This window comes from Streptomyces sp. NPDC059008, assembly GCF_042749045.1.
In the GTDB taxonomy this organism is placed as follows: domain Bacteria; phylum Actinomycetota; class Actinomycetes; order Streptomycetales; family Streptomycetaceae; genus Streptomyces.
This window is the reverse complement of the sequence record NZ_JBHYJC010000008.1, coordinates 83,271-98,526: the sequence shown is the minus strand read 5'-3', so window position 1 is coordinate 98,526 and position 15,256 is coordinate 83,271. Positions and strand designations below refer to the sequence as shown.

Here is a 15,256-nt window from a genome sequence, read left to right as displayed (position 1 = left end):
AGTTCAGCCCGAGGTGACCGTCAGCCCCCCCGGGACCGGCCGGTCTGCCAGGCGGACGGGCGGCAACGACCAGACGTGTGGCGGCGTCGATGATGACCAGCGCGCTCGCCGATAACCGGGGGTTACGGTAGGACGCGCCAGTCTTGCGTTCGTGCACCGAGATCAAGGTGTAGCCAATGCCGACCTCATGCAGATCACCTCGGCGATCCTGGCCAAGGGTCCGGCGCTGGCCCCCCGACTCAGCCGCGTACGGCCGGACCGGCGTCCAGCAGGCCATCCAGCTCCACCAACTGGGTCAAGGGTGAGACGGCAGCGGCACCACCGGCCCCCTTCGCAGTCAGGGCTACCCTCCTGCCTGCCACAAGGGCCCGGCGCCAGCGGTTCGCCGACATCCGCGTCCCCTGGAAGCGACCCGCCAACTCGGGCTCGCTGGCCCCACCGCCAAGCAAATCAGCTGCTGCTAACGGGGCTTGTTCGCGCCGGGCCCGTTCCTCATCAGTCAACCCGCGACCATCGGGCCTCGCGGCAACGCCATAGCGAACACCCGCTCCCTACAGATCCTCCCCCGCCCTGCCACTACCCCACACCGCTCTGAACTGCGCCGTCTACACCAGGTTTCCGGCATGGCCAAACCGGGCTATCTCCGGAACCTCGACACCCCACACGTTCACGCCAAGGGGTATCGATGTCTGAACCCGCTCACGACAGCGAGCCGATACGCATACCGGACCACGACTTGGACGACCTCGTCTCCACCGTCACACAGCTCGTCGCGGAGAGCCGCAAGCAAGGCGAGACGCTCGCCCGGCTCACCGACGAACAGTCACCCGGCCAGGACTGCGAACACGACGAGCCCGGTTGCGCGGAAGGCACCGCGCCGGTCTCCGCCCCGGCGGGCAGCGATTCGGCTGCCACCGGGGCGGAGGGGCCGTCTTCCATCTTCATTCTCGCGCTTGCCGGCACGGCATACGCCGAAGAACTCGCCGCCCTGACCACCTGGGTTCACCACCTTCTACTGCCGGTCTACGGCCGGGAGATCACCACCAGCCGCCCGTGGTGCCAGCAGTGGCACGAGCACCCCGAGGCCGTCGCCCGGCTGCACGCCCTGTGGCTGGCCTGGCAGCAGCTCACCGACATCGAGGCCGGCCCCACCGGCCCCTCAGTGTGGCAGCGCGACCACCTCGACCCGGCCCTGCTGCAACTCCGCACACCCGACGGCCCCTTCGGTGCGTGCACCACCAGCCCGGCCCGGCCCAGCCACCGGCTCCTGGCCTCCCCCGAGCCCGCCGGAGCCTGACATGACCGACTTCCACACGCCTGTACCGGACTACCGGCTCGACGGCTTCACGGCCACCACCGAACAGACCGATGACGCCTTCTTCTCGGTGACGCTCTCGGACGACATGCTCGACCCTCTGGCCGAGCACCACAGCACCGATTACCGCGACACCTACCTGCTCTACCTGCTCCTGTACCGCACCGCGATCCGGAACACCCCCGGTTCGACGGCGTTCATCACGCTGCACATCACCCGCGACTTCGAACAGCACACGGTCGGCGTTGCGCACGAGCGCCACCCCGTCATTCCGCTGGCGCACAACTGGCTCATCCGCCAGGGCTGCCGGGCCGAATCTGCAGAGCTATCCACGACCCACGGGCCCCGGCCCGCCGACGCACTCACGGCCCGGCTGGAGGACATGCTTCGGACCAACCCGGACGGCCGATGCACGGCCATTGACCACTACATCGCCAATCTCTGTATCCCTGAGATCCGCAACGAGGTGCGGACGCTGGTCTTCGACAGCCATCCCGAGCCGGCCGGTGCTCTGTACTGCCTCTTCCTCCATGAGACCACCGAGGACCTTCGTTCCTACACGGTGCGGGAGGGCGCCTTCCCCACCGCCGAAACCGCAGACACCTGGGTAGGGGAGCAATCCACGCCCCTTCCCCTGGCCCCGGCGTCCCACGGCACTGTCGGCGTACGGGTACAGGCTGCCCGCGCCCGCTCGATGGTCAAGGCCAGCGGCCTTGCCGTACCACCGGCGGCAGCCGTGCCGTCTCGGCTGGCGGCGGCTGCGCCGGCACGTGTGCGTCGGAACGCGCCGTGAGCCAAGCCCGGTACGCCTTCGCAGCTCATCCCGAGGCCCTCGCCGACCTGCGGTCCGTCCCGGAGGAGATCCGCGACCTGGCCCTGCTGGAATTGCAGCACCTGGTCCACGGCAACGAGCGCGGCGCCGCGCTGCACCGCGAACTGACGGGTTGCCACAAGGTCTACGTCGATCCTGAGACCAGGTGGCGACTGGTCGTCCAGTACCGGGATGCCCCGGCCTCTTCCCAGCACCGCCGGGAGATCTACCTCCTGGCCGTCGGCGAGCGTCAGGACCAGGCCGCATACCGCACCGCGGCGCGCCGGCTGGAGCGCGAGCGGCAGGCATCCGCCGCCACGCAGCCCCTCGGGCGTCGTGCCCAGGCCGCCAGGGCTCGCTCCCCGCACAGCAGCAGCCGAGCCACCGCGCACCCGAACTCCCCCGCGCCCGCCGCGCCCGCGTCGGCCGGACGTTCTGCGCACTCCCGTTGACAGCACTCCCGACCAACTTCCGGAGAAATAGACATGGCCGGCCACCGCAAATCGGCGCACGACGCCGTGCTCGTCAGCGAGGCGATCGACCGCCTCGCTCCCCGCTGGACGACCTGGACTCTGCAGACCATCGCGCAGCACGGCCAGATGCGCTTCGCAAAGATCGCCGCGGCGCTGCCGTGGCTCAGCGCCCAGAACACGCAGCAAATCCTGCGGCGAATGCACACGAACGGGCTGCTGGACCGGCCGGAATACGGGATCTACGAGGTCTCCCGCTCGGGTCGGAACGCGCACAGCGTGCACCGCACACTCGCCTCCTGGCACCGCACACACTCCAGTGGAAGCAGTTCGGCAGTCGCCGAGGCAGAACGGACGGAGGACGCCCTCCGCCGGCTACGCGGCGAGCGGGCACTCAGCGTCCTCCACGCCCTCTCGGAGCACGGCCCCCTTCCGAACGGCGAACTACGCAAAGCATCGGGACTCGCCACGGGCTCCTTCTACTATCGCCTCCAGCAACTCCAGGAGGACCAGTTCCCGACCCGCACCGGCCCCTCCTCCCGTGCCGCGTCCACCCTGGCTCCGGCCGCCCAGGCACTCGGGCCCATTTATGCGGAACTGGCCGCCTTCGAGTCGCTGCCCCCTCGCGTCACTGTGCCGCACAAGCCCACAGCACTGGCATCGGCCAGCGCGACGAGGGCCGTCGCAGCCGTACGGCGAACCCCCTCGGGCTTCCCGGGATTGTTCTCCCACGCCCCAGCCCCCAGCCACGTCTCCCGGCATACGTCACAGCGCTCTCCCACCCCTCACAGACCAGGTGATTCCTCATGCCCACCGTCAGACCCCACCGCCATAACGGCGCCCACGTACGTTCCGGTACGAGCCGCGCGGGCACCCGTGCACCACCCCTCCGGAGTTGTTCCCTATGCCCACCACCGGCCCTCGCACCTTCGGCCCGGACAGCGATGTCCTGATGGCCCCCGTCTACCTCGCCGGCCCCGGCCCGGGCGAAGCTGTCTTCAACACCCTTGATTCTGCGGCAGGCTGGACCAAGGTCGTGGCCTTCGGCGAGGACACGTACTACACCAGCCCGTGCCAGCGCGTGCGCATAGCCAATGTCGTCGACAGCCACTACGGCGGCTGGACGTTCTCGTATTCCGAGGACCCGCTCGGCGTACCGGACTGGATTACCACCTTCGACCGCGACGCCCCCCGAGAGATCGTGCCAGCGTTCACGGACACGCTCGTCGCCGGGCTGCCCAACAACTTCGCCGACTACTTCAGCGGGGGCGAGCACGACACCCGGCACACGCCCGCCACCGTGCTCTCCAGTCACCAGTGGGAGGCCGTCCGCGATACGCGGCCGTTCCGCATGGTCTCGCCCGACGGTCATGCCGCCTATCGGATGCGCGGCGGCTGGCTCCACGAATACGACGAACTACACGACACGGAGAAGTCGACCTGGCGCATGTCCGCCGGCCCCGCCCCCCTCTCCGCGCCGAGCTGGCAGGCGTACTTCAGCCGAGGCACCCCCGAGCACCTCATAACCGCCACGGCCCTCGCCCTGACCGACCCGAGGCCCGTCGTCCGCGCTGATTTCCTCATTCCCGACCGCCACCGCTCCCTGGTCGAGACCCAGCCCCTGTGCCTCGGCCAGGCGAATCCGCGCACTACGGCTGCGCTGGCACGCAGCCCGCGCACCAACGTGATGCACCCCGTCCAGCCTCCGACTGCCTCAGCCGCCCCCGTCACACATGTCATTGCCAGCTCACGCCGTCAGCGCTGACGCCCGCACCCTGCCTCCGAGATCCGATCTCACGCCCACGCCCGCTCCTGACGGGGACTTCTACGTTTCCCCGGTCTACCTCACCGGCTCCACCACCACCGGTGACCCCGCCCTCCAGCCGCTCCTCGCCCAGGAGTTCCACCTCCATAACGATGAACTGGAGAACGTCTACATCAACTCGCCCGAACAGCACATCCGGCTCGGCTACCTCCCCGAAGGCACAGCCTCACCCCAGGGGTTGTGTCCCGCTCCCCCAGGGTCTCCAGCAGCTCAGCTCCTCATCGGCGGAGCTGCCGCAAGCCCACGCTGCGAACCAGGCCCGCCTCTACGCCATCCGGTCCGTCATCGACACATACCCCGAAGGGCACCTTGCCCAAGGACTCACACGGTCCCTGGACCGCTCTGCTGCCGTGCGCGCCGAGGCAGCACGCGCACGTTCGTCCACGCCGGCACCAGCCTCGCCCACCGATGCCCAGAACGCCGGCCACACGGCGAGTACTGGAACACGCAACGAGGTGCGCTCGCCCCGTCGTTAGACGGCATCGGCCGCACCATGCCGGCCCGCGCCACGCCCACCCGTGGCTTCGACGCCAACCAGCTGTGCCAGCTCCTCCACGCTCAACTCGATCCGTCTGCCGTCGGCCATGCGGGCCCGGCCCACGGAAGCGGCCTCCGCATCGTCGACCGCCTCGCAGTACGTACAGATCTCTTGGCTCTCCAACCCAACCTCCCGCAGCAAGCGGTCGCCCTGGGAACAGCCCCAAGGGCAACCGATTCATTCCCCCTTGCACGGACATCAGCGGCCGGTCCCCTTGTCAGTTCGCCCACGGCAGACGGACACCGTCGCAACGGACTGGAGACCCCGTCCCAGACCATGTCAACGTACGGATGTCGCGAAAAACCGCAGGTCAACGAAGGGATTGTTGCTCGTGACGCTCGCCGCTACCGCCCCGTTCCAAGCTCCCGCCCCGCTTCCGTTCGCCGCCCTCGGCGAGCGTGAGTGGCTGCTCGACTGCCACTGCGCAGGCCCCGTAACCGGCCTCCTCAAGAACCAGGGGTGGCACTCGTCTCCGACCAAGACTGCAACGTGCACTGCTCCAGCCCCGACCAACGCGTCTACGTGGGATTCCTCCCCGAATGCCCCGCAGCGGCGCGCGGCGACCTGTGGCACATCAACGTCAAGGAGACAAACGATGCAACCGCCTCCTGGCGCCAGAGCTTCGGGCCTGGACACCCCGGCTAGGCCGTCGCCGGATTCCTCGCCGCCGTCATCCCCTTCCCCGGCCGCTACTGCACCTGCATCTGACCAGGAGGTCCCGCATGCCTCGCCACTCGATCACCGTGACCGCGTATCACGCCGACGGCACCATCTGTCCCTCTGCCCATCGGCGCGACGTGCAACTGCGAGAAGTGGACCAGCAGCCCCTCGTCCACCAAGTCCTACGCCGCCGAGCAGGGTATACGGCACCGCGCCGGCCAGGTCCAGCCGAAACCCACAGCAGCCTCGAAGGGACCCGAAGCACTGTGCGAGCTGCTGCAGCTCGACGCCGGGGACTGACCCGGAGCGCATCCTCACACCCACCTCTCCTCATCGCCGCTTCTCCAAGGAGGCTGCCGTGCCGTACCAGATCACCGTCCGCCAGTTGATCCGCCAGCTTCAGACCGTCGACCCCGACCTCCCCGTGCACTTCGCCATCAACCCCGATTGGCCCCACGCCCACCGCATCGGCCAGGTCATCGAGATAACCGGACCAGACGGCGCCGTCTACATCGCCGAGAACGGCCAGCAAGACGTGCTGCCGCCCGCGGTCCGCAACCAGCTGAACTGGGCGGATGTGTGACCTGCCGACCCTGCTGCCGCCGGCCAGCGGCGACCAGCCTCGCGAGCCCATGCCTGATCCTCAGTGATCTCATCCGTCGCCCCATGCCCGACTCCGTACGCGGGGCCCTCGTCCGCTCGATACCGCCCATCGCCACTGAATCGATCCGCGCTGTCTGGGCACCCATCGCACATCCCAGCCGACTCCGCCCCGGCTCCATCGTGCTGCACTGGGTTCCCAGTGCCCGAGGAGGCATGGATGTCACCGCTCGCCTCGGTCTGGCCACGGTGGAAGTCACGCTCGCCACCTGGCCGAGCCTCCACGGCGACTGGACCCCCATAGTCCATCCCACACTGTTCGAGGTCTCCGGTCTCCACGCCGCACTGTCCGTCGCAACCGATGCATTGCAGCTCGCGAACCAATTGGCGGAGAGCTGAGCCCACACCACTCGGCCAGACCATCGAGCGCAGGTCTGCCCCCACTGACTCACTTGGGGGCAGACCAGCCGATTTGGATGACGCGAGATCGCTGCCGAGGAGAGACCAATTGAGCCCGCCCGGGTGGCATAGGCTCAGCCCTCGTAGTGCCTACCAGCGGTCCTTCATCGGGGTTGCCCGACAGAATGACACCCGCAGCTCCGAGCTCTTTGAGGCGTCGGGTCACCGGGTCGAACGAGGCGCGGGCTGCGCCAGCGGTACTGCGGGCGACGATGACGCGTAGGCCGATGTCCCGGGCATAGGGAAACAACTCGACCAGTGCTTCGAGGGGATTGCCGGAGGGGAGTGCGACGAGGTCGTAGTCGTCGATGACGATGAAGATCTCGGGACCGTGCCACCAGTTGCGAGCGCGCATCTGCTCGGCGGTGACTTCCTCCGTAGGCATCCGGGCCTGGAGGATCGGAACGAGGCGCTTCAGGCCCTCTTCGAGCGATGCCGAGGCGGGAGCGTAGTGCAGCACGTGGTCCTCTGGGAGCTGTCCGTGCAGCCCCCGTCGGTAATCTCCGACGACCGCCAGAGCTTCATGGGACTGATGCCGTTCAGCCAGCCGCCGGGCGAGCAGGCGCAGCAGCGAGGACTTCCCGGACTCGCTTTCGCCGTAGACCACCAGGAGCGGATCGGTGTCGAAGTTGAGGTAGGTCGGCGTGAGCGTCGATTCGTCGAAGCCCACAGCGAAGCCAAGATCAGGTGTCTCGCTCGCCTTGGGGAGGGCGTCCACGTGCAGGCGATCGGGAAGCATGCGTACAGGTGGGCAAACCGGCCCGTGCCAGTGGGATGCGACGGCCGCGATCAGCTCGGCGGAGCTTTTGGCGTCGTCCGTAGGGTCGTGCGTGGCATGCGGGAAAATGGCGTGCGGGAGTGCGGCGACGTAGTGCAGGCCGCCTTGGGCAAGGCCGTGTCCGGGGCGGGTGGCCGGCACATTGCGGGCGCGTCTGCGGTCGTGTTCGGAATCCAGAGGGTCGGCCATCCGCAGTTCCAGCCGGGTACCGAGTTGGTCCTTCAGAGCAGGGCGGATCTCGTTGTACCGCCCGGCCGTGAGGATGACGTGAATGCCGTAGGCAAGACCTCGAACGGCCATGGCTTCGACGTCCGGGATCAGCTGTTCGTGCTCCCGCTTGAACGTGCCCCAGCCGTCGATCACCAGGAAGACATCGCCGAAGAGGTGATCGGAGTAGTGCCCCACGGCCCGTCGCCCGCGGTAGGTCCGGATCGAGTCGATGTGATGTGCCCGGAAGAACTCCTCCCGCTCGTCGAGGATCTCCCGCATCTCCGCGACAGTCCGTCGCACCTTGGCCGCATCCAGCCGGGAACAGACACCCCCCACGTGCGGGAGGCCGGCCAGAGAGGACAGGCTGCCGCCGCCGAAGTCCAGGCAATAGAACTGCACCTCGCGGGGCGTATGCGTCAGGGCGAACGCCATGACGAGGGTACGTAGCAAGGTGGACTTCCCCGACCGTGGACCACCGACCACCACGGTGTGACCCTGTGAACCGGAAAAATCGCAGCGAAGGGTCTCGCGGCGCTGCTCGAACGGCACGTCGGCGATGCCCAGCGGGATGACCAGGGACATATCCCGCCACTCGACAGGCTGCAGGCCCCGTTCGGACGTGACCATCAGCGGGGGAAGTAGATCACCGAGGGAAGGGGACTCTTCCAGCGGGGGCAGCCAGACCTGCTCTGCCGCCGGTCCTTGGTCCCGAAGCCGCTCCACCAGAATGTCCAGTACGGAAGGGCCTGTGCCGCCTCCTTCTGAAGGTGCCTCATCAACACTAGTCAGGCATCGATCGGCGCCCTCGATGATGGACTCGGCAGTGAACAGCATCGGGGAGATGTCTTCCCGACCGCCGGAGACGGTGGTGCGCCGGGGACGGTAGAGGCCAGAGACGTATGCGGCCTTGAACTGGGTCAGGGCTTCCGTTCCATGACTCAGAAGGCCAGCTCCTGGGACGTTGGGCAAATGGTAGGCGTCGGTGACGCCGAGTGCGATGCGGGACTCTTCGGCCGAGAAAGTGCGCATCACCAGTCGATAGGACAGGTAGGTGTCCAAGCCGCGCAGCCGGCCCTCGTCCACCCGCTGTGAGGCAAGCAGAAGGTGCACACCGAGCGAACGCCCGATACGTCCGATCTGCAGGAACACGTCGATGAACTCGGGTCTGGCTCCCAGCAGTTCGCTGAACTCGTCAAGGACGATCAGCAGCGTGGGCAGCGGCTGAAGCGGTGCCCCTGCTGCTCGGACTCTCTCGTAGGCGCCGATATTGGCGAAGTTGCCGCTGGCGCGCAGCAGTTCCTGACGGCGCAGCAGTTCACCGGTCAGGGCGTCCTGCATGCGGTCGACGAGGGTGAGGTCCTCGGCGAGATTGGTGATGAACGCGGCCACGTGCGGTAGGTCGGCCAGGCCGGCGAACGTCGCGCCGCCTTTGAAGTCGGCCAGGATGAAGTTCAGGGTCTCGGAGCTGTGGGTGGTGGCGAGGCCGAGGACGAGGGTGCGGAGCAGCTCGGACTTACCGGAGCCGGTGGCGCCGACGCACAGGCCGTGCGGCCCCATCCCTCCTTGGGCTGCTTCCTTGAGGTCGAGGACAACGGGATTTCCGTCGCCGTCCACTCCGAGCGGTACGCGCAGCCGGTCCTGCACAGTTCGATGCTGTGGCGATGGGGCGAGGGTCGTGGGGTCCTCGATGCCCATGAGCTCGGTGAAGTCGAGGTTGCCCAGCAGAGGGTCCTCGTCCTCGTCGTCGCTGGTCCGCAGCGGAGAGAGGGCGCGAGCGAGTGCCGTAGCTTCGACTGCGCTGAGGGTGTCTGGAATACCCGTGTAGGTGGAGCCGGACTTGGAAACGAGGGTCAGGGCATTCGGCTCGACAGCCATACCCGGTCGGCGATCTACTCGACGGACCCCACCCCCGGGTGTACGGCGCTCTCGCGGACCGCCGATGGCCGTTTCAAGTTCGATGACGGTCACGCCCAGATAAGCGTCCCGGTCGAATGGCCACGGGAATGTCGTCGTGGGGCCGGGATCCAGAAGGATCACCACATGGGGTCGGTCGAGCAGCGGCCGGGCATCCGCCTCCCAGGCGGGGCGCGTGGAGAAGTCCTGGGCAAAGTCCTCTTCGAGGTCGCTGAGCGAGGAATAGACCAGCAGCCGTTGCGCACGTCGGCGGCCAGCGGCTTCCGGCTCGGCGGTACGAGCGTGCGGAAGCCACTTGATCCAGTCCCATTCCGCAGCCGTCCCCAGATCCGTGACGACCACGATGCGCACATCGTCCGGTGAGTGCATCGCCGACAGCTGGCAGACCAGCGCCCGAACCGCCCCCTGGACGGTGTCGGTGTCACCCCTGATCGTCAGCCGCGGGAACGCCCGCAGGGACAACGCCAGGGGCAGCTCGTCGAGGTACTCGTACGCTGCAACGAAATGTCGCAGTGCATGCGCGGACAGCGGCTCCCACTCCTCCGCAGGCCCGGCCTGCGGCACCACAAGGCGCGTCGCCAGAGTCTGTGGACCCAGCCCGACACGTACCTGGGCAAAGTCGTCGTCGCCAGGCCGGCGTTCCCACAGTCTCGTGCGTTCGGCGATGACCGCCCAGAGCTGTGCTGGCTCGGGGAAGGTGCGGAGTTCTGACAGGCGCTGGGCGCGTGCGGTGGCCCGCGCCTCCTCGCGAGTCTGAGCCAGGTACTTGAGGTATTCCTGACGTGCCGCGTGGACGCCTGACGATGAGCCGCGTCGGGCACGGACGAGCTGGCCCGCCCCTATGGCCGCCGTGGCGATGAGCATGATGCCGCCCATGATCTTCATGAACGGTGGTGAGCCGGGCAGGAAGAAATACACCGCCGTACTGGCCATGCCCACCATGGGCAGCAGCGTCAGGAGAGCGGATTCGCGCTTGTGCTCCGGCAGCTCGGGAGGCGCCTTCAGCTGCAACTCACCCTTGGGATAGTCAGGGGGCGCGGTACGCGGAGGGCGCTTGATGGTGACGGTTGCCAATGGGGCCTGTTTACTACTGGAAGGGCGGGCCGGGCTGCTGGTGGCCGTACGGAGAGGGCGGCGGTACGACAGGGCGGCGGCGCTTGACGATGACCACAGCCAACGCGGTCACGAGGCCCAGCACCACTACGCCGACGACACCCCAGATGACATACGCCGATGCCCCACCCCCGTTGGAGGAGGGATCGGACGGGGCAGCGGGAACCGGTGAAGCCGAGGACGGAGCCGGCAGCGGGCCGTTCTGCGAGCCTGCCGGGATGTCCTCGGTCAAGGCGCTGAACGGGCGGATGAACCCGTAGCCGTAGTGCTTGTCCGGGAGCTTCGCACCCTTCACCGCGTCCGGCACCTTGGCTGTTTTCACCAGGCGGTTCGCGATCTGGCCAGCCGTGAGGTTAGGGAACTTGGAGCGGAGGAGGGCGGCGGCAGCGGAAACATAGGCGGTGGCATCGGAAGTGCCCGTACCGCTTCGGTAGCCGTGATCACGTCCCGCGCCGGGGACGTCCACCCCTGGTGCTGCGAGCAGGTTGTTCGACCCGTAGTTGGACTTCTCCCAGATCTTTCCTGAAGAGTCGACCGCTCCTACCGAAATCACGCCTGGGATGCTCGCGGGGTAGTTCGGCTCGGCAACGCCGTCGTTGCCGGCCGCGGCAACAATGACGGCATCCTTCTTTCGCGCATACTGAACGGCGTCGTCCAGATCGGTAATCTTGAAAGTGTCCCCCAGCGACAGATTGATGACTGTCGCTCCGTGGTCGACGGCATAACGAATCGCCTGTGACACGGGGGATTCCCCCTTGCCAGTGCCGACCCGCAGGCCATCCTGAGTGTTGACAAGCAGCGGCAGAATCTTTGCCCCAGGGGCGAGCCCCTTGACGCCGGCCGCGCCCCCGGGCCCGTGACCATGGCCTGCGATCAAGGAGGCCATGGCCGTGCCGTGTGAGTTCTCTGTTTCACGGTCGGCTCGACCGCTACCCTTGAGCAGGTCCTTCCCCGGCAGCACATTGCCCACGAGGTCGGGGTGGGACCCGTCGACTCCAGTGTCGACGACAGCGACGGTCACCCCCCGACCTGTGGACACCTTCTCAATCGCGTCAGCATCGAATGCCGGCAAGGCCCACTGACGATCGCGAATGGAATCCGCGGCTGCCGGGGACGCTGCATGCGCGAGACCGACCACACACAACAGCGCCGTCCCACCCGCCGATCTCATCCATCGCTTGAACGTCACGCCCTGCTGTTTCCTTCCGAACTGTCCGGCTCCACCGCACGGCTCCGCTCTTCCGGTACGCCACTGTCGTCCGCCTCCGCAGAGGCCGGAACGCCAACAACTCCCGGCACAACGTCCCGCTGCGAAACCCAGGTCTCTTCATCCTCGACGAGGTAGTCGGGACGCTGTGACTGCCGGCGCTCCTTGTCCTCACGGGTGAACCGCCCGCTGATCGGTGCGCCCAGTGGACCACGCGAAGGAGACGATCCTTCCGAACGACCGTTCAGAGCGCCACCCCGACTGCGGTGCAGACCTGAGCCACCTTGCGAACCCCGACCCGGCGCTCCGGGCTTACTCGGTTCCCCGATGACACCGCCAGGACGCCGCGCGCCCCCTCCCTGACGACCACGAGCGCCGCCCTTACCGGATGTGCCGGGACCCGTGCCGCCAGCAATCGGCGGTCGTCCTGCCTGGCCCGGCTGGCCGGGAGCACCCGGCATAGCGGTTCTTCCTGCACCAGCACGACCACCTGGAGGCGTACTCGGAACGCCCGGTGAACCTGGACGCGCCGTTCTGCCGCCCACAGGACCGCGCCCGCCAACCACGGGACCACCACCAGGGATGCCCGGCCCGCCGGTGCCCGAACCGGAGTGGTCAGGAGCCCCGACCAACGGCCCGCCGGGGCCCGCGCCCGGAGGACTGACGGGATTGACCACACCGCCACGAACACCGTCCAACGCCGTACCAGGACGCGGCGCCTGCGGCATGGGAGGACGCGTTCCGGATTGGGCAGAGCCCCCCGTACCCCCGCTCTCCCGTGAAGGCCGGGGCGAAGCAACACCACCCCCGGATGACGTGCCGCCGGCCGCCTTCCGGCCCGACACCCCAGCGGCAGTCCCCCTCCGCGGACTCGCCACGGCTGGAACCACGGCAACGGCCACATCTGGCGGCGGCACCGTCGAATCCGGCGGCGAGATGGGCTTCTCCGGGTCACGGGAGAGCGGGGGCGCCAGCTGATTCCCCTTGACGTTGTACGAGGCGCCGAGCTTCTCCATATGGGCAGCCGCCTGCAAGGCGATCTCCCGCCCACGGGACAGCGTGCCCCGGTGCTTGTCCAGCGCATCGCTGGTGTTCATGCCGTTGGCGAGATCCTGCTTCAGGGTGTCATCGCTGCGAGCACCGAAATCGCCCAACCAGTCCGCACCGTCCTGCACCTTGGAGCCGATGGCTTGGAGGATGTTGCCGTCTTTCGATGCAGCCTCGGAGTCCTGCAAAGCCGTGACGGCCCTTTGGGCATTGAGAAGGTCGATCGCCGCGGCTTTCAGAGTGTGCGACGTATTCTTCGCGTACAGAGAGCCATTCGCGAGACTCGCACTCAGAGTCTTTGCCCGCTTCTCGAAGGCTTCCGCCGCTGCGCCGTGCCAGTACTCGCGGACATCCGCCACGGCCTTGTCCAGAAGATCCTTCACACTTCCGTCCGGTGCATCACCGGCAAGCTGGTCGTACACGAACATCCAGTGGTCGGCGATCTCATCGACCTTGTCCGGCTGCGCGTCGCGCACCATGGCCTTCAACGACTCAAGCGTGTGGCCTGAGAAGTTGGTGGAGTGTCCACCCCCGCTACCCATCTCATTCCTCCCCGTTGCACCGGCTCACCTGCTGAGCCGGCCGCAGCCTGCCTCAGCGCATGGACTTGCGGACCTCTTGCTCACGACTTTCGTAGTCGTCGTGCACGGTCCTCGACTTCTTGCCAGCATCGGCAATCATGTCCTTCAGCTCGGCGACCATGGCGGCGAGCTCCCGCTTCATCCTGCTGTGCGCATTCCGAAGCCCAGCTTCCTCGGCGAATCCCTGGCCGAGGTACCCCTCCGGCAGCTCCGTCTTGTACTCCGCCGTGGTCCCGACCCCATCCATGGTGTCCACAAGCGAGTTGAGCCGCGTGATGACTTGCTGCAGCGCACTCAGATCAACTCGGTATTCCTCAGCCACCTGCAACTTCCCCCCGGTGTGACGCTCAGGTCCCTGCCAGGCGCTGGGGCCAGGCAGCAGATCCATACAACCCCCCATCAGAACACCAGGTCAACCGGCCCCTTGGCGCGTCGAAAGGCGACATACATCTGTCCTGAAACCGATGCCGATCTGGCTGACCCGGGACGCTGAGAGTCGGCTCTAATACGTCAGGTACGCACTATAGGGGCGTACCCGCCCATCGGTGATGGAACGGTCGCCAGCCACCACTAGTGCCGACGCCTAGTGTGCTCACTGCACGGATACCAACGTCACGGCAATTTGAGATCAGTGCAACCGTGGCGCTTCGCAGAACGGGCAGCGAACTCCTTCAACGCGACCTTTCCTAGTTTTACGTCCGGTTGCTCCGATGGCCTGTCCTTGTTGAGAGTCGCAGTGGCGATGTACAACGCCCGACTACCTGAAGAACACTGAGCTGATGCCCAAATCGTGGTGCCCTTGTGCCCGGCAGGCTTTTGCGGATCGAATTCCCCCCCATAGCCGGGCTGTTCAGCCAACGCTGTGGCGAAGGGAGCATAGAAGGCGCTAACGCGATATTGCGATGTGAACGAGTCAGACAGCAGGTAGCAGTTCTCGATGGGCGCCTTCGAATCCGCAGCACTTTCGCGTACAGCGGTCGCGATGCCAGCACATGTACCGCGGGCTTCCCCCTCGGGCACCTTTGTGTGCGCTGTGTTATCCGGAACACGTTCGACGGCGCCACCTACACGGGCAGTGCATCCCCATGCTTTGGCTGCGTTCTGCGCAGTCTTTGTCGCTGTGCGAGCGAAGCGCGTTCGCTGTGCGGTTCCCTCCATTGACCGCATTGCCATGCCTTGCACCGTGACCACCAAGGAGGAACGCTTTGTATCGTTCCAGTGGTTTACGCAAGGCAAGTTGATGGTGGCGACGAGATCCTTTCCCAAGCCTCCCTCGTCCATCACGCCTTCCCATCCGTGACCTAGTGGAATTGCCATTCCGACGTCACCCCACGGGGCGAATTCGCCGAAGTCGTGAAGAGCTCCTGAGGCGTCGGCCCCCCAGTCCATAGCCACTGACAGCCATGCGCTGCGGTCAGGGTCGCTCAAAGAGCATTTGTCCAACTGACCTGCATGCGGGTTCGCTCCCTGCCCCACTTCGACCTCGCGGCCGCGCAGCCGGTCAATGCCTAGAAGCTCTTTGACCTCCGAGGTGTCAACGCTTCCCCTGCAAATATCGGCGAGACTGCGGCTATCTTGCCAACGGTCATACGCGCCACTGAAATAGAAGATGCTGGGTGCCCCAACGACCAGGACGATGACTGCGGCGATAAGCCACCGTTTGCGTTGAAGGCGAGTGATACGAGGATCGGTGTCCCCAATGCGGCGCTCTTCTGCGACGTCAGCCAT

General features: G+C 66.8%; 13 protein-coding genes. 9 read left to right on the top strand and 4 right to left on the bottom strand.

Going from position 1 to position 15,256, the window contains the following annotated elements; genetic code table 11:
* Positions 1–685 precede the first annotated feature (685 nt).
* The 8 genes from ACFWZH_RS13065 (at position 686) to ACFWZH_RS13030 (ending at position 6,618) form a co-directional block, all read left to right on the top strand.
* The gene (locus ACFWZH_RS13065; protein WP_384428764.1) at positions 686–1,297 is read left to right on the top strand and encodes a DUF4913 domain-containing protein; all 612 of its coding nucleotides are present in this window, start codon (positions 686–688) and stop codon (positions 1,295–1,297) included.
* Between the two features lies 1 nt (position 1,298).
* Positions 1,299–2,108, top strand: a complete 810-nt coding sequence (locus tag ACFWZH_RS13060) for a hypothetical protein (RefSeq protein WP_384428762.1) — start codon at positions 1,299–1,301, stop codon at positions 2,106–2,108.
* Positions 2,105–2,578 (top strand): type II toxin-antitoxin system RelE/ParE family toxin, encoded by a 474-nt coding sequence (locus tag ACFWZH_RS13055; RefSeq protein WP_384428760.1) that lies wholly within the window; start codon positions 2,105–2,107, stop codon positions 2,576–2,578. The genes ACFWZH_RS13060 and ACFWZH_RS13055 overlap by 4 nt, the downstream gene beginning before the upstream one ends.
* A gap of 33 nt (positions 2,579–2,611) precedes the next feature.
* The gene (locus tag ACFWZH_RS13050; RefSeq protein WP_384428758.1) at positions 2,612–3,607 is read left to right on the top strand and encodes a winged helix-turn-helix transcriptional regulator; all 996 of its coding nucleotides are present in this window, start codon (positions 2,612–2,614) and stop codon (positions 3,605–3,607) included.
* A complete protein-coding gene (locus ACFWZH_RS13045; protein ID WP_384428756.1) occupies positions 3,501–4,361 on the top strand; it encodes a DUF317 domain-containing protein in 861 nt (286 codons plus the stop codon). Before ACFWZH_RS13050 ends, ACFWZH_RS13045 begins: the two co-directional genes overlap by 107 nt.
* A gap of 1,000 nt (positions 4,362–5,361) precedes the next feature.
* On the top strand, positions 5,362–5,604 hold the full coding sequence (locus ACFWZH_RS13040) for a DUF317 domain-containing protein (RefSeq protein WP_384428754.1): 243 nt from the start codon (positions 5,362–5,364) through the stop codon (positions 5,602–5,604).
* A 373-nt stretch (positions 5,605–5,977) separates the two neighbouring features.
* The gene (locus ACFWZH_RS13035) at positions 5,978–6,202 is read left to right on the top strand and encodes a hypothetical protein (RefSeq protein WP_384428752.1); all 225 of its coding nucleotides are present in this window, start codon (positions 5,978–5,980) and stop codon (positions 6,200–6,202) included.
* 233 nt (positions 6,203–6,435) lie between these two features.
* The gene (locus ACFWZH_RS13030; RefSeq protein WP_384428751.1) at positions 6,436–6,618 is read left to right on the top strand and encodes a hypothetical protein; all 183 of its coding nucleotides are present in this window, start codon (positions 6,436–6,438) and stop codon (positions 6,616–6,618) included.
* Positions 6,619–6,667: 49 nt separating this feature from the next.
* On the opposite strand, the gene eccCa is transcribed toward ACFWZH_RS13030, so the two are convergent.
* Both eccCa and mycP read right to left on the bottom strand, forming a co-directional pair.
* Entirely contained in the window at positions 6,668–10,654 is a 3,987-nt protein-coding gene (gene eccCa / locus ACFWZH_RS13025) for a type VII secretion protein EccCa (protein ID WP_384428749.1), read from the bottom strand.
* A 13-nt stretch (positions 10,655–10,667) separates the two neighbouring features.
* Complete coding sequence (gene mycP, locus ACFWZH_RS13020; RefSeq protein ID WP_384428747.1) at positions 10,668–11,882, bottom strand: type VII secretion-associated serine protease mycosin; 1,215 nt, start codon at positions 11,880–11,882, stop codon at positions 10,668–10,670.
* Positions 11,883–12,916: 1,034 nt separating this feature from the next.
* On the opposite strand from mycP, the gene ACFWZH_RS13015 reads away from it, so the two are divergent.
* On the top strand, positions 12,917–13,456 hold the full coding sequence (locus ACFWZH_RS13015; protein ID WP_384428745.1) for a hypothetical protein: 540 nt from the start codon (positions 12,917–12,919) through the stop codon (positions 13,454–13,456).
* 85 nt (positions 13,457–13,541) lie between these two features.
* On the opposite strand, the gene ACFWZH_RS13010 is transcribed toward ACFWZH_RS13015, so the two are convergent.
* Together ACFWZH_RS13010 and ACFWZH_RS13005 are read right to left on the bottom strand one after the other, a co-directional pair.
* The gene (locus ACFWZH_RS13010; RefSeq protein ID WP_384428744.1) at positions 13,542–13,916 is read right to left on the bottom strand and encodes a hypothetical protein; all 375 of its coding nucleotides are present in this window, start codon (positions 13,914–13,916) and stop codon (positions 13,542–13,544) included.
* 224 nt (positions 13,917–14,140) lie between these two features.
* Complete coding sequence (locus ACFWZH_RS13005) at positions 14,141–15,256, bottom strand: hypothetical protein (protein ID WP_384428742.1); 1,116 nt, start codon at positions 15,254–15,256, stop codon at positions 14,141–14,143.